Here is a 19,628-nt window from a genome sequence, read left to right on the forward strand (position 1 = left end):
CGGCGCTATGCCACGGTAGGCGTACAAAGAAGAATAAAACACCAAACCAACAGAGACTTAACAGGGAGACTGATCATGTTTCACAAACTGATAACCGCAACAGCCGCCGGTGTGACTGCGCTGGCCATGACCGCAGGCGTCGCGCGCGCCGAGGTCGAGCTGACCTATTCCAGCTGGCTGCCCTGGTCGCACCCGGTGAACGAGGCGATCTATATCCCGTGGATGGAAGCGATCGAGGCTGAATCCGAAGGCCGCATCAAGTTCAAACGCCTGCCAAAGCCGGTCGCCTCCCCGCCCGCGCATCTGGACGCGATCCGCACCGGCCAGGCCGATGTGGCGTTTTCGGTGCACGGCTATTCGCGCAACCAGTTCACGCCCTACCTTTTCGGTGAATTCCCGATGCTGGGTGACAGCGCCGAGGCCACCTCGATCGCGTTCCAGCGCACCCATGACAAGTTCATGAGCGATATGGACCTCTACAAAGGTGTGCACCTGATCGGTGTGAACCTGCACGGCCCCGGTCAGGTTCACCATTCGAAGATGACCATGATCAAGCCGTCTGATTTCGAAGGTCAGAAGTTCCGGACCGGCGGCCCGATCCCCCTGGCCATGGTCGAAGCCTGGGGCGGCGTGTCGATCCGTCAGCCCGCGCCCAAATCGTTCGAAATCCTGAGCTCGGGCATTGCTGACGGGATCACCTTCCCGTTCGAATCCCTGCCCTCGTTCAAAATCACCGAACTGGTGCCCTACACCACCACGATGCCGGGCGGCTGGTACAACTCTTCCCACTATCTGGTGATGAACAAGCGCACCTATGACAGCCTGTCGGATGAAGACAAAGCGGTCATTGACAAGTTCTCGGGCGAAGCATTCGCCGCGCTGGCCGGCGCTGGCTGGGACACGATCAACGCAGCGGGTCTCAAAGCCGCCACGGAAGCCGGAAACACCATCGTCGAAGCCTCGGACGAGTTGAAGGCCGCTTTGATGGAGCTGAACGAACAGTTCACAGCGGACTACATTGAAGCGTCCAAGGAATTCGGTCTGGACGGTCAGGAAGTCATCGACTTCTTCAAGGCCGAGGCTGAAAAAGCCGCAGCGATGTAATCCGGGATGGAGTCATCTTCCACACATGGGTCCGCGGTGCATATCCGCGGCCTGACCCCGGCCAGCAAGGTTCTGGCCGGGATCGCCTGTCTCGTGCTGTTCGGCATGATGCTTTTGACCTTCATCGACGTCATCGGCCGCTATGTGTTTCTGGCGCCTTTGCCGGCGGCTTACGAGATCATCTCGCTGATGATGCCCGCGATCATCTTTTGCGCCCTGCCCCTGACGGTGCTGCGCGAAACGCACGTTACGGTCGACCTGCTGGATGCCTTCATCCCTGACGGGCTGGCCCGCATACAGGGCGTGGTCGTTAACCTGATCAGCGCCGTTGCGCTTGGGCTTGTGACCTGGCGGCTGGCGGTGAAAGGCCTTGAAGACCGGTATTATGAAACGGTCACGGACGAACTTCTTCTTTTGATCTGGCCCTTTGGTCTGGGGATGGCCGTGCTGTGCGCGATTGCCACGCTGGCGGCGCTTGTGAACGCCTGGACCTCGCTTGTGGGCATGAAAACGCGCGGAACAGCCTGATATGACCGAAGCCCTGATTGGCCTTGCGGCCCTTCTGATCCTTGCCTTCATGCGCATTCCCATCGCGATGGTGATGATCCTTGTCGGGTTTCTGGGCATGGCCTATGTGCTCAACCCCATTGGCGCGATGTATAACGTGGGCCAGACGGCCTATGACGCGGCCATCAATTACGAATTGTCGGTGGTGCCGCTTTTCGTGCTGATGGGCAATTTCGTCGCCCGCGCGCGGCTTGCGGCCGAGCTTTACAACGCCTCGAACGCCTTTCTGGGTCACCGCAAGGGCGGTCTGGCCATGGCCACTGTTGTGGCCTGCGGCGGGTTTTCGGCAATCTGCGGGTCTTCGCTGGCCACTGCGGCCACGATGTCGAAGGTTGCGATGCCATCGATGCGGCGGTTCAATTATTCCGACACGCTGGCCACGGGCTCCATCGCCGCTGGCGGCACGTTGGGCATTCTGATCCCGCCATCGGTGATCCTGGTGATCTATGGCATTCTCACCCAGCAAAGCATCGGCAAGCTGTTCGCGGCAGGTCTGATCCCGGGCCTTCTGGGCGTGCTGCTGTATCTGGGTGCGGTCCGTTATGTCATCTGGCGCCGGCCCGAGGCCGGACCCGCAGGCGAACGCCAGGACTGGTCCGAGCGTTGGCGCGCGCTGCGCAGCGTCTGGGGTGTCATCGTTCTGTTCGGCATCGTGATGGGCGGCATCTATGGCGGTGTCTTCTCACCGACCGAGGCGGCAGGGATCGGCGCCTTCGGCGCATTCCTCTTCGCGCTGTTCCGGGGTGCGCTGACATGGCAGGTGCTGTGGGAAGTTCTGGTGGAAAGCGTCGAGACCACCGCGATGCTGTTCACCGTGCTGATCGGTGCGCTGCTGTTTGCGAATTTCATCAATTACACCGATTTTCCGCAGGCTCTGTTGGGCTTTGCCCAGCAATTTGCCGACACACCCTGGCTGGTGATCCTGGCGATCCTTGCGATCTATGTGGTGCTGGGCTGCGTGTTTGAATCGCTGTCGATGATCCTGCTGACGGTGCCGATCTTCTTCCCGCTGGTGCGCGACCTGGGCTATGATCCGATCTGGTTCGGCATCGTCGTCGTTGTGGTGACCGAAATCAGCCTGATCACCCCGCCCGTGGGTCTGAACGTCTTTGTGTTACGCGGCGTGTTGCCGGATGTGAAGACAGGCACGATCTTCAAAGGGGTTACACCATTCTGGTGTGCCGATCTGGTGCGTCTGGCACTGATCGTGTCGATCCCGGCACTATCGCTCTGGCTACCGAGTTTTGTGGTCTAGCGCGACAATCCCCTCGAACATTCCGCCCGGCCGTCTGAGCCGGGCGGGCTCAATTGTTCAGGTCTCAATCGGTCAGGGAAAATCCAACCGATCCCAGGCCCGACATCGTGATCTCGACCTGGCGGACGTGATCTTCCAAAAGCCGGATCGGCACATGTGTGCCGCACATGACGACCATCCCAGGCTCAAGCGGGACTCCGCGTGCAACACATTGGTTGATCAGCCATTGCACCGCCTCGATCGGTTCCTGCGGATAGGCGCCGGTGACATCGGCCACAAGCTCCCCGTCCAGCGCCAGCGTGGTGCGGATCGCATCCGCATCAAGTTCTTCCGGCGTGACCGAAGCCGCGCCCATCACGATGCCTGCGTTAAAAACATTCAACCCGATGGCCTGCTGCAATGTCAGCTGCGGGACCGCGTATCCCCGCTGGTCGATCAACTCGATTGCGGCATGAAACCGGTCGATACAGGCAATCGCGCCGGCGCGGTCGACCGGCCCGGTTCCCGCAACGTGATCGCTCAGAACGGCACACAGCTCCGGCTCCACGCAGACGGATTCGAAACCCACCTGTGGCAGCGCAACACCGTCCCGGTAAATCTCGTCGGCGAAAACACGAGCCGAGGCCCCCTCGCTTACCCCGAAATGGGCCATCTGCGCCGCGCCATTGATGGCCAGCTTGTATCCGCCAACAGGCTTGCCCACCGCCGCCACATAGGCGTCTTGCAGCCTGTACGCATCGTCGGTGCTCATCTCGCCCGGCAAGTCGAAAGTGCCCACCGAGGCACGAGCGCTGGCCGTGCGTGTCACCCAGTCTTGATCCATGAAAACCACTCCCCTTTTTCTGCGCGCAGCCTGCCAAAGCGCGCCTGCAAAATCCATGACTTAAACGGAGCCCGCCATGCCTGATCCGAAAAAACTCCGCTCCCGCATCACCACCGACGGGCTGGACCGCGTCCCCCACCGCGCCTTCATGCGCGGACAGGGTCTGGATGATGACGCGATCTCAAGGCCCATGATCTGCGTTGTGTCCACGCAATCGGAGACATCGCCCTGCAACATGGGCCTGCGCGACCAGGCCATGCATGCCTATCGAGGCGTGCAGGAGGCCGGGGGCACCCCGCGCGAAAGCACGACGATTTCCGTCTCAGACGGGCTGAGCATGAACCATCAGGGGATGAAGGCCTCGCTGATGTCGCGCGAACTGATCGCGGATTCGGTCGAGCTTCTGATGCGTGGGCATGCCTATGACGGGATCATCGGCTATGGTGGTTGCGACAAGAACCTGCCTGCGATGATCATGGGCATGGTGCGGATGAACGCACCGTCGGTCTTTATCTATGGCGGATCGACCCTGCCGGGGATGTACAAGGGCAAGGTCATTTCCATTCTCGACACCTATGAGGGCGCAGGCGCGGTGATGACCGGGGATCTGAGCCAGGAAGAGCTGGACGAGATGGAACGCGCGGCGATGCCCACGGTCGGTTCCTGCCCCGGCCAGTTCACGGCAAATACCATGGGTATGGTGGCCGAAGTTCTGGGGATCACGCCTTTGGGCACCGCGCTGATCCCCGCGGTCTATTCCCAGCGCGCGGCCGTGGGGCGCAAGGCGGGGCATATCGTTATGGATATCCTTGAAAAAGGCGGGCCTTTGCCGCGCGATCTGGTCACCCGCAAGAGCCTTGAGAATGCCTGCGCGATCATCGCGGCCACCGGCGGGTCGACCAATGCAGGCATGCATCTATGCGCCATCGCGAACGAGGCCGGCATTCCCTTTACCATGGACGATGTGGGCGCAGTCTTTGAACGCACGCCGCTGATCGGCAACCTGCGCCCCGGCGGGCAGTATTACGCGCTGGATGTGCACCGGCTGGGTGGGGTTCCGATGATCGTGAAGGAACTGATCGCCAGCGGTCATATGCATGGCGACACGCTGACCCTGACCGGCGAGACGCTGGAAGAGGCCACGCGGGACGCGCCCGCCCCCGATGGCGATGCGATCCGGCCGGTATCGAACGCCATCGACAGCTCGGGCGGGGTGATCGTGATCAAGGGATCGCTGGCCCCCGAAGGCGCCTTCATCAAGGTCGCGGGCCTGAAACGGCGTGTGCATGAGGGCCCCGCGCGGGTCTTTGACAGCGAGGAAGAGGCGATGGCCGTCATCCGCAAGCGCGGCTATGGCGAGGGCGACGTGCTGATCATCCGCAACGAAGGGCCCAAGGGTGGACCCGGCATGCGCGAGATGCTGGGGCCCACCGCCGTGATCTATGGTCAGGGCATGGGCGAAAAGGTGGCGCTGGTCACCGATGGCCGCTTCTCGGGCGCGACACGGGGGATGTGTATCGGGTATCTGTCACCCGAGGCGGGCGCCGGCGGTCCGCTGGCGCTGGTGGAAACCGGCGATCCGATCCGCATCGACACGACCGAAGGCGTGCGCGCGATCGACCTTCTGGTGGATGAAGCCACCCTGGCCCAACGCCGCGCTGCTTTGGCCGAACGCCCGCCACGCAAGCTCGCCGGCGCGATGGAGAAATACGCGAACGCTGTTCAAAGCGCCTATTATGGCGCAATCACCCATTCCGGCAGTGCCGAATGGCCGTTCGAGGAGCCCGACAATGGCTAAGCGTATCGGATATCTCGGCACCGGGCTGATGGGTCTGCCCATGGTGATGAACCTGATCAGGGCCGGGCATGACGTGACCGTCTGGAACCGCTCAGCCGACAAGGCTGCGCCGGCGGTTGAGGCCGGTGCGACACAAGCGGCAACCCCTGCCGATCTGGCGCGTGACTGCGATGTGGTGATGATGTGCCTGACCAATGCCACCGCGGTCGAGGCCGTTGTCTTCGGCGATGACGGGATCGCGTCGGTGACCGGGCCGAAGCTTCTGGTCGATTTCTCCTCGATGGATCCGGAGTTGACCAAGACCTATGGCGAGCGTCTGCGCGCCGCCAATGGCATGGGCTGGGTCGATGCGCCCGTCTCAGGCGGTACGCCCGCGGCCACCGCAGGCACGCTGACGATCATGGCCGGCGGAACCGAGGAAGACTTTGCCACCGCACTCCCCCTGATGGACGCGCTGGCCAGCCAAGTGACCCATATGGGGCCTGCAGGGGCGGGTCAGATGACCAAGCTGGTGAACCAGATCCTGTCCGGCGGCATCATGGCGCTGACGGCCGAGGCGGTGAATTTCGCCCGTGCGGCCGGAGTGGACGCCACCCGCCTCACCGAGGCGTTGGCGGGCGGGTTTGCCGACAGCAAGCCGTTTCAGCTTCTGGCCCCACGCATGGCGGTCGAGAATTTCGAAAACCCGCTGGGCACGGTGGCGATGATGCTGAAAGACCTCGACACCGTGGCCCAGGTCGCAGAGGGCCGCGCACCCCTGCCGATGACCACATCCGCCCGCGCATTGATGCGGCAGGCCGCTGATATGGGCCATGCGGAACACGACATCTCGACCATCATCCTGCCGCTGAAATCATGACGACCATCGGCATGATCGTTCCGCCCGCAGATGGCGCAGTCCCGCCGGAACCGCCGGTGCTTTACCCCGATCTGCGTTTCATCGCGCGCGGTCTCGCGCTGCCGGAACTGACGCCTGAAGGCTACGATTCCGTGATCGATCACGTGGCCGATCTGGCGCGGCAGCTGAAAGACGAAGGGGCCGACGCCGTATCCCTGATGGGCACATCGCTCAGCTTCTATCGCGGGCCGGAAGGCAATGCGCAGGTGCTGGCGGCGATGCGGGAGGCAACCGCCCTGCCCGTCACCACGATGACCGATTCCGTGCTGGAGGCGCTGGCCGCATTCGGCGCGAAACGCATCGCGGTTGCCACGGCCTATACCGACGTGGTCAATGACCGGCTGCGCAGCTATCTGGGCGCCGAAGGGTTGGAGATTCTGTCGCTTGAGGCGCTTAGCCTGACGGATGTGAAAACCATCCAGTCGGTGGGTGACGCCGATCTGATTACCCTGGGCAAACGTGCCGCCAAAGCCGCACCAGAGGCAGAGGCGCTGTTTATCTCCTGCGGGGGCCTGCGGACATTGCCGGTGATCACACCGCTGGAGGATGCTTTGGGCGTGCCGGTCATCAGCTCGGCCACGGCCGGGGCCTGGGGTGCCGTCCGCCTGAGCGGCCATCCCGGCCGCGCCCGGGGATATGGTCGTTTGTTCGAGCTTTGAGCCGCGCGGAATTTTCCAAAAATTCCGAGCCGGAAACTGGGTCAGTTTCCGGCCCCCGGCTTATCCCGCTTCCATCAGCCGCTTGAACAGGCTCGATGTATCCCAGCGCCCGCCGCCCATCTTCTGGACATCCTTGTAGAACTGATCGACCAGAGCCGTCACAGGCAGGCTGGCCCCCACCTCATCGGCGGTCGACAGACAAATCCCCAGATCCTTGCGCATCCAGTCCACGGCAAATCCGTGATCCCATTTGTCGTCCAGCATTGTCTCGTACCGATTGACCATCTGCCAGCTGCCTGCAGCTCCGCCGCCGATCACATCGACGACCGCGCGGCCATCCAGCCCCGCTTTCTGTGCGAAATGCAGCCCTTCGGACAGGCCCTGAACAAGACCTGCGATACAGATCTGGTTGACCATCTTGGTCAGCTGCCCGGCGCCGCTTTCCCCCAGGCGCACGCATTTCTTGGCAAAGGCCTCAATCACCGGCTCGGCCTTGGCATAGGCGTCGGCATCGCCACCGCACATCACCACCAGTTGGCCATTTTCGGCCCCCGCCTGACCGCCGGACACGGGCGCATCGACGAAAGACACACCGATCTCCTGACCAGCCGCATACAACTCGGCCGTGACCTTGGCGGACACCGTGGTGTGATCAACAAAGATCGCACCGCTTGTCATTCCGGCGAAGGCGCCATCATCGCCCAGGCAGACCGACCGCAAGTCATCGTCATTGCCCACGCAGGCCATCACAAACTCGGCCCCCTCGGCCGCCTCGCGCGGTGTCGTCGCCATCGCGCCGCCGTGCTGGGCGACCCAGGCCTCGGCCTTCGCGCCCGTGCGGTTATAGACGGTCACCTCATGGCCCGCGGCCTGAAGATGGCCCGCCATCGGATAGCCCATCACACCCAAACCCAGAAACGCCACTTTCGCCATGTGCTTTCTCCCCGTATGCACTTGTCTTACCAATGCGCTGTACCTAACAGGCACGCAGGCAACGTCAAATCAAAGGAGCGCTTATGCGCCAGGTTTTCAAATGGCTGATCCGGCTGACAGGGGGCGCGATCCTCCTGGCGATGGCGGCTGTTTTCCTGGCCTATTATTTCGCCTCCGGGTCGTTGCCCGATTATGACAAGCGTATCCCGGTCACCGGTCTGACCAACCCGGTGGAAATCGTGCGCGACAATGCCAATGTGCCCCATATTCTGGGTGCGACCGACGAAGAAAGCTTCTTCGGGCTGGGATATGCCCATGCGCAGGACCGACTGTGGCAAATGACGATGCTGCGCCGCACCGTGCAGGGCCGCCTGTCGGAGGTCTTTGGCGCGCGTACCCAGCGGATCGACACGCTGATGCGGCGCTTCGATCTCTATCGTCTGGCCCAGCAATCGGTCGAGGCGCAGGACGCCTATACCAAACGAGCGTTGGACGCCTATGCTGCGGGCGTCAACGCCCGGCTGGAAGAGATCAACCGCGACGCGCTGGGACGCGGCGCGCCCGAGATGTTCTTTTTCAACGCCCCTGTCGCGCCCTGGGTGCCGGCCGATTCCCTTGCGGTGATCAAACTGCTGGGCGTCCAGCTTGCAGGCCATCTTGAGGCCGAGGTGCTGCGCGCCCGCACCGCGCTGGCCCTGCCCGACCAGGACCGCCTGCCCGATATCCTGCCCGATGCACCAGGCACCGGCATCGCCGCGCTGCCGGAATATGCCGATCTGTTCCCCGGGCTGCCCCGCTTTGCCCAGGCCAGCCCCATGCCCGATCACCCGCTGTCGCCCTTCAACCCGCATGAATTGGCCGGGGCGTCGAACGCCTTTGCCGCCGCGCCCGACCGTTCAGCCGCCGGCGGCACGCTTCTGGCCAGCGATCCGCACCTGGGCTTTTCCGCGCCCGCCGTGTGGTACCTGGCGCGCCTGCGCCTGCAAAACGGCGATGTGATCGGCGGCACGGTTCCCGGCGTACCGGCCGTGATGATGGGGCGCAGCGATCGGCTGGGCTGGGGGCTGACCTCGTCCTATATCGACGATCAGGACGTCTATATCGAACGGCTGAACCCGGAAAATCCGGAAGAATACCTCACTCCCGACGGGTACAAACCCTTCCGCACCCGCCAAAGCATTATCGAAATTGCCGATGCCAGCCCGGTCACAATCACCCTGCGCTGGACCGAAAATGGCCCCGTTCTGCCGCCCAGCACCTATGCGTTGGGCACGATCACGCCGCCGGGGCATGTGGCCTCTCTGGCCTGGACCGTTCTGAACGGACAGGACACAAGCCTGACTGCCGCCATGGGCATCATGCGTTCGGACACGGTGCAGGAAGCCATCGCGCGGTCCGAGCTGTTCGTGGCCCCGGCCCAGATGATCACCCTGGCCGATCGCGAGAATATCGGGCTGAAGCTCATGGGCCATGTGCCGCGCCGCAATGCCGCGCATCAAAGCCGGGGTCGGTTTCCCTCACAGGGATGGCGTGCGGAAAACCGTTGGGAGGGGCGGATGCCCTATGCGTCCAACCCCGAATTCATCAACCCGCGTGGGGGCATCCTGGGCAATACCAACAACAAGATTGTGGAACGCCCCTTCCCCAATCACCTGTCCTATGAATGGGGCGATACGCAGCGGGTGAACCGCTGGCAGCGCCTGATGCAATCGCGGGAAGTTCACACCCGCGACAGCTTTATCGAGGCGCAGTTGGATCCTGTCTCCTTCACCGCGCGGTCACTTCTGCCGCTGGTCGGCGCCGATCTGTGGTTCACAGGAGAGGCCGCCCCAGCAGGCACGCCCGAACGCCAGCGCCAGCGCGCGCTGCAACTTCTGGCCGACTGGAACGGCGAGATGAACGAACACCTGCCCGAACCACTGATCTATGCCGCCTGGCTGCGCGCGCTTCAGGACCGGCTGATCCGCGACGAATTGGGGCCGCTGGCGGACGAATTCACCCATGTCGAGCCTTTGTTCATCGAACGTGTCTATCGTGACATTGACGGTGCATCGGCCTGGTGTGACGTGCTGCAAAGCGCACCGGTCGAAACCTGCACCGACATGGCGCGCCTGGCGCTGGATGACGCGTTGGTCTGGATCGGTGAGCGATACGGCACTCAACTGGAATCCCTGCGTTGGGGCGATGCGCATCAGGCCACCCATGATCACCCGACACTGGGAGAAGTGCCGCTGCTGCGGTACTTCGTGAATATCCGGCAATCGACCTCGGGCGGGGACAACACGCTGCAACGGGGCCTGAGTTCGGGCAAGGATCCCGACCCGTTCTTCAATGTGCATGGGGCGGGATATCGCGGGGTCTATGATTTTGCCGATCCCGACAGTTCGGTCTTCATCACCTCGACCGGCCAGTCCGGGCATTTCCTGTCACGCCACTATGACGATCTGGCGCAGCTCTGGCGGCGTGGGGAATACATTCCGATGAGCCTGGATATCGACCTGGCCCGCGCCGGGGCAGTTGGTGTGACAGTGCTGGAACCAGCCGAGTAAGGGAAGCCCCCCTTTAGGGCCGTGTACCGGAATTTTGCAAAATTCCGGCCCGGAAACTTCCAAGTTTCCGCTACCGCCCGTTCAAAGCCGCAAACTGCGCTTTCTGCTTGTCAGACCACAAAACGGTCAGGTGAAACCCCGTTTCATCCTGCACTTCTTCCTGCACCACATCCTGATCGAAAAGCCAGGCGCGTTTGCGGCCTTCCGCGAAATCCAGATCCACCAACTCTTCGCGCCGCACCCCCTGAAGATGGGCCGCGATGGCCTCAAGCAGCGCAGGCAGCCCGGTCCCGTCGATGGCCGATATCGCGAAGATCCCGTCTTCGCGTGATGCGCGGGCCAGCATCCCCTCCCGCGCCTCTTCCGGCAGAAGGTCGATCTTGTTCCAGACCTCCAACCGGGGCCGGGTCTCATCAATCCCCAGATCGGCCAGAATCGCCTCCACATCTTCGGCCTGGGCGGCGGTGTCGGCATGGCTGATGTCGCGCACATGCAGGATCAGATCAGCCGCCAGCACCTCTTCCAGCGTGGCGCGGAAGGCGGCGACCAGCTGGGTCGGCAAATCGCTGATGAAACCCACCGTGTCCGACAGGATCACCTCGGGCCCGTCGGGCAATTCCACCCGGCGCATAGTGGGGTCAAGCGTGGCGAAAAGCATATCTTTCGCCATCACCTCCGCCCCGGTCAGCCGGTTGAAAAGCGTCGATTTGCCCGCGTTGGTATAGCCCACCAGCGCGACAATCGGATACGGCACCTTGGCGCGCGCCTTGCGGTGCAACTCGCGGGTTTTGACCACCTTGTCGAGCTGACGGCGCAGACGCACCAACTGTTCGTCGATCGCCCTTCGGTCCGCTTCGATCTGCGTCTCACCGGGGCCGCCGACAAAACCCAAACCGCCGCGCTGGCGTTCCAGGTGGGTCCAGGCGCGCACGAGCCGCGTCCGCTGATAGCTGAGCGCGGCCATTTCCACCTGCAGCACGCCTTCGCGCGTGCGCGCGCGATCACTGAAAATCTCCAGAATCAAACCGGTCCGGTCCAGGATTTTGACCTTCCAGCGCTTTTCCAGATTGCGCTGCTGCACGGGCGTGACCGGACCGTCGATCAGAACCAGCTCGATCTCGTTCTCAGAAAAGACCTCTTTCAGCTCATCAATCTTGCCCGAGCCAAACAGATACCCCGCCTGCGCGCGGTCCAGGCGCACGATTCCCTGCCCGATCACAACCAGATCGGGCAAGGCGCGCGCCAGAGACACGCCTTCTTCCAGCGCCGGAACAGGGTCCCGGCGATCTGGATCACTGCGGATATCGGGGTGCAACACCCACGCGCGGGTGCGGCTCCGCTCATGTTCCATCAAGAGGCGTCTTCGCCCTCGTAAAGAGAGATGGGTTGTGCCGGCATGATCGTGGAAATCGCATGCTTATACACAAGCTGAGACTGCCCGTCGCGCCGCAAAAGCACGCAGAAATTGTCAAACCAGGTAATGACACCTTGCAGCTTCACACCATTGATCAAAAAAATGGTGACCGGAACCTTGGTCTTGCGCACATGGTTCAGGAAGGCGTCCTGCAGGTTCTGTCTGTCCGAAGCCATTTTGAAATACTCGCCATTATTCTTGCAACGCACCGCGCATCGGCACGTTCGTGGTGCGAGTATGTCGTGGCCCGGTCCGAGATTCCACCCCAAAAAACAGTCCGTTACGGACCCAATTGCGAAAGCGCCTTTTCTTCGGGCAATCGCGCGCGGTTTATCGCCGCCAGGTGTCGGCGCTGACCAGTGCGATGATCGCCAAAGCCTCGAACCGGCCCAGAACCATCGCGGCCGCAAGAACCAGTTTCGCGCTATCGCCCATCTCAAGCAGGTCAATGGGGGTTTCGGCGGCCACCTCCACCAGCGGTCCGGTGGTCGACAAGGTTGCAACACTCAGCAGCACGGCATCCTCGAAACCCACGCCCGACAGCGTCAGAAGCAAGGTGATCGCGGTCAGGCTCAGCGCGAAAAGCATGAAGAAGATCCAGGCGATAAACGCCCCGTTGCGGTGGATGCGCCGGCGTTCGGCCCCCTCGTTTCCAACCGAAGACGGATGAATCAGCCGTTCCATCTCGCGCAGGCCATTGAGATAGAGCACATAAACCCGCAGCAACTTGACCCCGCCCGCCGTCGTGGCCACCCCGCCGCCGATCAAGGCCAGCCCCATCAGGATCAGCCCGGGCGTATTCAACCCCGACCAGGTTTGCGTCTGGTCCCAGTCGGCGCTGACGAATCCTGTGGTTGTCAGGAAAGACAGAACCGTGAAGACGCTCCCCCACAACGCGCGCAGGGCCTGCGCGCCGTCCTCGGCCATGTTGACATCATATGCCCCCAGCCAATGGCGCAGAAACAAAAGCAGGGGCACGGCGATTGTCAGAAGAATGCCGATCCGAAACTCCGGATCGCGATCCAGACGCGCATTGCCCTTGGTCACGGTGTCATTGGAAAAGGCCAGACGGGACAGCGCAAAAAACATGAACAGAGCCATCACCATCTCACCAGGAAGACCAGCTTGAGCGCCTTCGGTCCCGCCCAACGGGGACATACCGCTTGTGGCCATCACCGCCATCGCATGACACAGCGCCACCAAAGGCCTGTCGCCGGACACCAGAAGCGAGATCCACAACACCAGTGTCAGCCCCACATAAATAGGCACCAGCGCACGGGTGGATCGGAACAGCCGCTGACGAGGATCAGCCGTATCCAGCCCCCGCGTTTCCGCGTTGGACCGACCGGGTTGGCCGCGTGTTGTCACCTCGAACCCACCCAGCGACAGGGGCGCTAGAATGGCCGAGGCCGCAATCCACATCATCAGCCCGCCCATCCACGCAACCTGCGCGCGCCAAAGGTGAAGAGTGTCGTTCAACCTGCTGGGATCATTGAAAACATCCAAACCCGTGGTCGTCAGTGCGCCCACCATGTCAAGATAGGCATTCAGAAACCGTGTCGTGCCCAATGCGTCGTGAAACGGTATGGCCAGCAGAAGCGGCATGAAGACAAATCCGGCCAGAAGCGACATCAACTGCCCAAAGCTGCCATGGCGTGATTTGCGCGCCGACAGCACGATGGCCAGCATCGTCACCGTGATCAGGCCCAGCGTTCCGGCATAGAAGAACGATCGCGATGTGGGGTGATCGTCACGGATCAGCGCATGGACGGCTGGCAGATACATGGACAGGGACGAAATCGCCAACAGCAGCACGAAAAGCGGCTGCCCACCCCAGAACCCGAAGTTTTGCCTGCGCCGCGCCATGCGTCAGAAGAAATCGATCGAGACCTGCATCAGCCGTTCGACCTCTGGCACATCATCTGACATCGCGAATATGGCCACCACATCGCCCTCGTCGATCCGCGTACTGCCCACGGGGCGCACGACTTCTTCGCCTTTCATGATTGCGCCCACCAGCACGCCTTCGGGAAAGTCGATATCGCGCAGCCTTTGCCCCGCCATGGGCGAGGTGGACAGAACTTCGGCCTCGATCACCTCGGCCTCTGCATCGCCGATGGAATAGACCTGGCGCACCCGCCCGTGCCGGATATGGCGCAGGATCGAACTCACCGTGGTGGCGCGCGGGTTGATATAGGCGTCGATGCCCAGGGGCTCCATCAGGGGCACCAGCGTCGGATCATTGATCAGCGCCACCGCCATGGAACAGCCTTCGGCCTTGGCGCGCACGGCGGCCAGCATGTTGGTCTTGTCGTCATCGGTCACCGCCAGCATCGCGTCGGCGCGTTTGATGCCCGCTTCATTCAAAAGCGCCGCATCCAGCCCGTCGCCATGCAACACGATGGTCCGTTCCAGCGTTTCAGCTGCGCGTTCGGCGCATTTGCGTTCACGTTCGATCACCTTGACGCGGATACGCTCGGCGCTTTCCTCCAGCTCCTTGGCCACGGCCAACCCGACATTGCCGCCGCCCACGACAACAACGCGTTCGCGCTTTTTCTGGGTTTTGCCGAAAATCTCCATCGTGCGGGCGACGTCATCCACGTGGGTAAACAGATAACAATCATCCCCCGCAAACAGCTGGTCGCCCGCTTCGGGTGCGAAAAGCGTCCCCTCCCGGCGGATCCCGACGACAATCGTTCTGAGCGTGGAAAACAGATCGGTCAGCTGCCGCAGCGCGGTGTTCACGATCGGGCAGTCCTCGTCCACGCGGATCCCCAGGAACTGGGCCTTGCCGCCCATGAAGGTCTCGATATCAAAGGCGGCGGGAGCTGAAAGCCGCTGCATGGCGGCGGCGGCCACTTCGCGTTCGGGGCTGATCACCACATCGATGGGCAGATGATCGCGGCGATAAAGATCGGAATAGATCGCGTTCAGGTAAGACTGGCTGCGCAACCGCGCGATCTTGCGATTGATGCCAAAGACGGAATGGGCCACCTGGCAGGTGACCATGTTCACCTCGTCCGAATAGGTGGCGGCGATGATCATATCGGCATCCCGTGCCCCGGCACGATCCAGGATATCGGGGTACGAGGCGAAACCCGCAATCCCCTGCACATCCAGCGTGTCGGTTGCCCGCCGCACCAGATCGGGGTTGCTGTCGACCACCGTCACATCGTTCTGCTCACCAGACAGGTGGCGCGCGATCTGCCAGCCTACCTGACCAGCCCCGCAAATGATGACCTTCATCTATCTGGTCCCGCTTGGGAATTCCGTGGACCTTTGAATGGCAGACCCCCCTGCGATCGTCAAATCAATTGTCAGACTGCCCTGCTTGGACCACACTGGCGTCATGCGTATCCCTGTTATGCTTATTCTTGTTGCGTTGCTTGGCGCCTGTCAGCCCATGTCGATCTATTATCGCGCAGGCGTTTCTGTGGCGAAAGCCGAAGACGACAAGCTGAACTGCGAGGTCGCCGCGCTGAAGGATGCGCCTGTGGCCACGCAGATCCGGCGCGAGCCCAGCGTGTTCGTCCCACCCCGCCAGATCTGCAACGCGGCCGGTGTCTGCACGGTGCGCGGCGGATACTGGCTGCCGGGCCGGACCTATACGGTGGATGTGAACGCCAGCCTGCGCGGCCGTCTGGTCGACCGCTGCATGGCGCAGAAAGGGTATCAGCCCGTTTCGATCCCGCCCTGCCCGCAATCGGTGGCGGATGCTGCACCGGGCGGGGCCACGCGAACTCTACCCACGCTGACGCCCTCCAGCTGCGTGATCCGCAACCCCGATGGCAGTTTCCTGATCGTCAACCGGGGCTGAGCGCCCCAGCCTTGTCCGAAAACTCAGGCGTCGGCCTCTTCATCCTCCAGATGCGCCACCCGCGCACCTGCCTTGTTCGAGGTTACAACCCCCAACGATTTCAGCTTGCGGTGCAGCGCGCTGCGCTCCATCCCCACGAACGAGGCGGTGCGGCTGATATTGCCGCCAAAGCGGTTGATCTGTGTCAGCAGGTATTCCCGTTCGAACGCCTCACGTGCCTCACGCAGGGGCAGCGACGCCATTGCGCCTGACAGTACCACGCGGCTGTCATCTCCGCCGACATCATGGTCGGACGGCAGCTCGCGCGCTTCGATCGGGCCAGTACCGTCGCCCAGGATCAGCACCCGTTCGATCAGGTTCTTCAACTGGCGCACATTGCCCGGCCAGATCATCGTCTGCATCAGCGCGGCGGCCTCTTCACTGATCGCGCGCACCGGCAACCCCTGGGTGTCATTGCACATCTCGATGAAATGGGAAGCCAGGACGGGAATATCCTCCCGCCGTTCCTCCAGCGATGGCACCGGGATCGGCACCACATTCAGCCGGTGATACAGTTCCTGCCGGAAGCGGCCTGCCGAAATCTCGCCCTCCAGATCGCGGTTGGTCGAGGAAATCACCCGCAGATCCACGCGCACCCGATCATTGCCGCCAACGCGCTGGAATTGCTGGTCAACCAGCACGCGCAGGATCTTCGACTGGGTGCCCAGCGGCATATCCGCCACCTCGTCAAAATAGATCACGCCGCCATGGGCCTCTTCCAGCAGGCCCGGCTCCACGCCCCGGTCGGCCCCTTCCCGGCCAAACAGAACCTCTTCCATACGCTCGGGCTCGATCGAGGCGCAGTTGACCGTCACGAAAGGCCCGTTCGCCCGGTTCGAATTGGCGTGGATATAGCGCGCGGCGATTTCCTTGCCCGATCCGGCGGGGCCGGTCAGCATCACCCGGCCGTTGGATTTCGTTACCTTGTCGAGCTGGCTCACAAGTGTACGGAACGCGCTGGACTGGCCCACCATCTGCGCAGCCCCCGTGCCCTGGCGTTTGAGGTTCAAATTCTCCCGACGCAGCCGCGAGGTTTCCATGGCCCGGCGGATCACCACCAGCAACTGATCGATATTGAACGGTTTTTCGATGAAGTCATACGCGCCCTGCTTGATCGCAGCGACGGCGATTTCGATATTGCCATGGCCCGAAATGATGACCACCGGAATATCGGGGTTGTCGCGCTTGACCGCCTTGAGGATGTCGATGCCATCCATATTGCTGTCTTTCAGCCAGATATCGAGGATCAACAGCCCCGGCGGATCAGAGTTGATCTGCGCCATCGCCTCGTCCGAGGTGCCCGCCAGCCGCGTGGCATAGCCTTCGTCTTCCAGAATATCCGACACCAATTCCCGGATATCGCGTTCGTCATCAACAATCAGAATATCACTCATCTTGGGCCTGTAGTTTTTCAAGTTGGGTTGCAATTGGGGGTGTTTCCGCGTCGGGCTGATCCGACACGGGCAGTCTGATCACCGCCATGGCACCGAAATGCGACTGGCCGTCGAAAACCGGCGCATCCTCCAGCACCAGCGTGCCGCCATGTTCCTCGATGATCTTCTTGACGATGGGCAGGCCAAGGCCGGTGCCCTCATCACGGGTCGTTACGTAAGGCTCGAACAGCCGCGCACGGTCTTCGGGCAGGCCGATGCCATTATCGGCAATGGTAATCTGGGCGCGCGATTTCTCAACGCTCAGGGTCACGTGGATCTGTGGTTTCAGATCGTCCGGCGCTCCCTTTTCCTTCAGGGTTTCAATAGCTTCGCCCGCGTTCTTGATTAGATTGGTCAGCGCCTGTCCGATCATCGTGGCGTCGATATCCGCCATGACGGACGCATCGGGCAGGTCCGAGGTGATCTGCAGATCGGGCTGGCCGGTCTGCTGCAGCAGGATCGCATCGCTCAGAAGCTGGGTCAGATCCTCGGTCCGGCGGTCGGGTTCGGGCATGCGGGCGAATTTGGAAAACTCGTCCACGATCCGGCGCAAATCATTGGTCTGGCGGACGATCACATCGGTCATCTGCTCAAGCCGGTCGCTGTCGTCACCCACCATCGGGGCGAATTTGCGTTTGATCCGTTCCGCCGACAGCTGAATGGGTGTCAGCGGGTTCTTGATCTCATGGGCAATGCGCCGCGCCACGTCGCCCCAGGCGGCCATCCGCTGGGCGCTGACCAGATCGGTCACATCGTCAAAGGCCACCACATAGCCTTCGAGCCGCCCGTCATCATTGCGCCGCGTGGCCATGCGCACCAGAAGGTTCTCCAGATAGCCGCCGCGCGTCACGCGGATCTCTCCCTGCGCCACTTCCTGGCCGCTGGTTTTCAACTGTTCGAACAGCGGTCCGAACTCCGGAACCGCCACCTGCAGCGCGAGCGACTGTTCACCCCCAGACCAATCCAAAAGCCGTTCGGCGGACCGGTTCACGAAGGTCACCCGCCCTTCGCTGTCCAAACCCACAACGCCCGAGGTGACCGAACTCAAAACGCTGTCAAAAAGCCGCCTCCGCCGTTCGATCTGGCGGGTGTTGTCCAGAAGCGTTTCCCGCTGGCCCTTCAACTGACGGGTCATCTGGTTGAAGTACCGCCCCAGCATGGCGATCTCGTCATCGCCGTCCTCCTCAATCACCTGCACGTCCAGATCACCCGCGCCCACCTGCTGTGCCGCCCCCGCCAGCCGCCCCACCGGGCGTGACAGACGTTCGGCAAACCACAGGCCCAGCCAGATCGCGGCGAGGATCAGGATGACCGCAAATCCCAGATACAGCAGGCCAAATTCAAACAGCACCCTCCCGCGTTCGTTTTCCAGCTGTTGGTACAGCCGCACGGTTTCCTGCGTGTCATCCAGCAGGTTCAGGATTTCGCCATCGACATCGCGGCTGACATAGAGGAACCGGTCCACGAAATTCTCGAGCGGGACCAGCGCACGAAATTCGTTGTTGTCCCAGTCCTCGATGATCGCCAGCCCGTCTTCGGTGGCTTCTGCGATTTCCTCTGCCATGGGTCGTTCGAAATCGAACAGGTATGACCGTTCCCCACGCGCGCGGATATCTCCGGTGCCGTCAATCACATAAGCTTCGCGCAGGCCGCGCTGGATCAACGCCTGCCCGGTGCCCAGAACCTGACGGATTTCCCCGTCATTCATGAAAAACGTGCTGGCGCGGCTGGCATCGATATAGCGCGCCAGAACGCGCGCATCCTGCGCCAGATCCTCGCGCTGTTCCTGTTCATAGGCTTGCGCGGCGGCCAGCGAAGTGCCGACCACGCGGCTGACCCGATCGGAAAACCAGCCCTCAAGTCCCACATTCACCGTCAGCACAGCGAAGATGGCGACCGTCACGGTTGGGATCAGCGCCAACAGCGCGAACACACCGGTCAGACGCAAATGCAGGCGCGAGCCCGCCGATTGCGCCCGCCGCGCCGCAATAAGACGCGCCACAGATCCCAGAACCAGTGTGGCGACCACCAGCACGTACACAAGATCGGTCAGCAGCACCAAGCGCAGGCTCAGCGCCGAAGCGCCCTGATCCAGCGGGCCAAGAACAAGAAAAGTCGCCAGCGCCAGAAGCGGACCAAGCACCACAAGGCCCAGCGTACCTGTGTTACGCAGCCTACGGGTTCGGCTCAGCCGCCTGAACCGGTTCAGCCAGTGATTATTCTGTGCCCGGGATACCACCCGATGCCCTCATCCTGATGTGCCGCAACTTGCGACTGACCGCCACATGTCGTGGTCTTGCGCGTTTTAAAGCCCGATCTGAGGCTACGCCGCCACGGTT

Annotated in this window: 16 protein-coding genes; 8 read left to right on the plus strand and 8 right to left on the minus strand. The window is 62.2% G+C overall.

Annotated features, from left to right (window positions below; translation table 11 throughout):
- Window positions 1-75 precede the first annotated feature (75 nt).
- The 3 genes from TR61_RS04555 to TR61_RS04565 are packed head-to-tail and all read left to right on the plus strand — an operon-like array spanning window position 76 to window position 2,926.
- On the plus strand, window positions 76-1,104 hold the full coding sequence (locus TR61_RS04555) for a TRAP transporter substrate-binding protein (protein ID WP_050928436.1): 1,029 nt from the start codon (window positions 76-78) through the stop codon (window positions 1,102-1,104).
- Between the two features lie 6 nt (window positions 1,105-1,110).
- Window positions 1,111-1,632 carry a TRAP transporter small permease gene (locus TR61_RS04560; protein WP_050928438.1) on the plus strand — a complete coding sequence of 174 codons (522 nt, stop codon included), beginning with the start codon at window positions 1,111-1,113 and terminating at the stop codon, window positions 1,630-1,632.
- A gap of 1 nt (window position 1,633) precedes the next feature.
- Window positions 1,634-2,926, plus strand: coding sequence for a TRAP transporter large permease (locus TR61_RS04565; protein WP_050928440.1), 1,293 nt, complete (start codon window positions 1,634-1,636; stop codon window positions 2,924-2,926).
- A gap of 64 nt (window positions 2,927-2,990) precedes the next feature.
- Here TR61_RS04565 and TR61_RS04570 read toward each other — a convergent pair whose 3' ends face one another.
- Window positions 2,991-3,749, minus strand: a complete 759-nt coding sequence (locus TR61_RS04570) for a 2-keto-4-pentenoate hydratase (protein ID WP_172676932.1) — start codon at window positions 3,747-3,749, stop codon at window positions 2,991-2,993.
- 76 nt (window positions 3,750-3,825) lie between these two features.
- On the opposite strand from TR61_RS04570, the gene TR61_RS04575 reads away from it, so the two are divergent.
- Genes TR61_RS04575 through TR61_RS04585 form a run of 3 tightly spaced genes read left to right on the plus strand, consistent with a single transcriptional unit; the run spans window position 3,826 to window position 7,104 of the window.
- On the plus strand, window positions 3,826-5,547 hold the full coding sequence (locus TR61_RS04575) for a dihydroxy-acid dehydratase (protein WP_050928444.1): 1,722 nt from the start codon (window positions 3,826-3,828) through the stop codon (window positions 5,545-5,547).
- Window positions 5,540-6,406, plus strand: a complete 867-nt coding sequence (locus tag TR61_RS04580) for an NAD(P)-dependent oxidoreductase (RefSeq protein WP_050928447.1) — start codon at window positions 5,540-5,542, stop codon at window positions 6,404-6,406. The genes TR61_RS04575 and TR61_RS04580 overlap by 8 nt, the downstream gene beginning before the upstream one ends.
- Complete coding sequence (locus TR61_RS04585; protein WP_050928449.1) at window positions 6,403-7,104, plus strand: arylmalonate decarboxylase; 702 nt, start codon at window positions 6,403-6,405, stop codon at window positions 7,102-7,104. The genes TR61_RS04580 and TR61_RS04585 overlap by 4 nt, the downstream gene beginning before the upstream one ends.
- Before the next feature lie 60 nt (window positions 7,105-7,164).
- Here TR61_RS04585 and TR61_RS04590 read toward each other — a convergent pair whose 3' ends face one another.
- Window positions 7,165-8,037 carry an NAD(P)-dependent oxidoreductase gene (locus tag TR61_RS04590; RefSeq protein WP_050928451.1) on the minus strand — a complete coding sequence of 291 codons (873 nt, stop codon included), beginning with the start codon at window positions 8,035-8,037 and terminating at the stop codon, window positions 7,165-7,167.
- Window positions 8,038-8,120: 83 nt separating this feature from the next.
- Here TR61_RS04590 and TR61_RS04595 point away from each other — a divergent pair, with 83 nt between their 5' ends.
- Window positions 8,121-10,586 (plus strand): penicillin acylase family protein, encoded by a 2,466-nt coding sequence (locus TR61_RS04595; RefSeq protein ID WP_050928453.1) that lies wholly within the window; start codon window positions 8,121-8,123, stop codon window positions 10,584-10,586.
- Window positions 10,587-10,656: 70 nt separating this feature from the next.
- Here TR61_RS04595 and hflX read toward each other — a convergent pair whose 3' ends face one another.
- From hflX to trkA, 4 genes are all read right to left on the minus strand, one after another.
- On the minus strand, window positions 10,657-11,937 hold the full coding sequence (hflX, locus tag TR61_RS04600) for a GTPase HflX (protein WP_050928455.1): 1,281 nt from the start codon (window positions 11,935-11,937) through the stop codon (window positions 10,657-10,659).
- Window positions 11,937-12,176 (minus strand): RNA chaperone Hfq, encoded by a 240-nt coding sequence (gene hfq, locus TR61_RS04605; protein ID WP_008204623.1) that lies wholly within the window; start codon window positions 12,174-12,176, stop codon window positions 11,937-11,939. The genes hflX and hfq overlap by 1 nt, the downstream gene beginning before the upstream one ends.
- Before the next feature lie 154 nt (window positions 12,177-12,330).
- Complete coding sequence (locus TR61_RS04610; protein WP_050928458.1) at window positions 12,331-13,866, minus strand: TrkH family potassium uptake protein; 1,536 nt, start codon at window positions 13,864-13,866, stop codon at window positions 12,331-12,333.
- Between the two features lie 3 nt (window positions 13,867-13,869).
- Window positions 13,870-15,246 carry a Trk system potassium transporter TrkA gene (gene trkA, locus TR61_RS04615; RefSeq protein WP_050928460.1) on the minus strand — a complete coding sequence of 459 codons (1,377 nt, stop codon included), beginning with the start codon at window positions 15,244-15,246 and terminating at the stop codon, window positions 13,870-13,872.
- A 103-nt stretch (window positions 15,247-15,349) separates the two neighbouring features.
- Here trkA and TR61_RS04620 point away from each other — a divergent pair, with 103 nt between their 5' ends.
- Entirely contained in the window at window positions 15,350-15,817 is a 468-nt protein-coding gene (locus TR61_RS04620; RefSeq protein ID WP_050928462.1) for a hypothetical protein, read from the plus strand.
- Between the two features lie 23 nt (window positions 15,818-15,840).
- Here TR61_RS04620 and ntrX read toward each other — a convergent pair whose 3' ends face one another.
- Both ntrX and TR61_RS04630 read right to left on the minus strand, forming a co-directional pair.
- Window positions 15,841-17,250, minus strand: a complete 1,410-nt coding sequence (gene ntrX / locus TR61_RS04625) for a nitrogen assimilation response regulator NtrX (RefSeq protein WP_050928464.1) — start codon at window positions 17,248-17,250, stop codon at window positions 15,841-15,843.
- Window positions 17,243-19,528: a sensor histidine kinase NtrY-like gene (locus tag TR61_RS04630; RefSeq protein WP_050928467.1), complete on the minus strand. Its 2,286-nt coding sequence runs from the start codon at window positions 19,526-19,528 to the stop codon at window positions 17,243-17,245. The genes ntrX and TR61_RS04630 overlap by 8 nt, the downstream gene beginning before the upstream one ends.
- Between the last annotated feature and the right edge of the window lie 100 nt (window positions 19,529-19,628).

The organism is Aestuariivita boseongensis, from assembly GCF_001262635.1.
Classification (GTDB): domain Bacteria; phylum Pseudomonadota; class Alphaproteobacteria; order Rhodobacterales; family Rhodobacteraceae; genus Aestuariivita; species Aestuariivita boseongensis.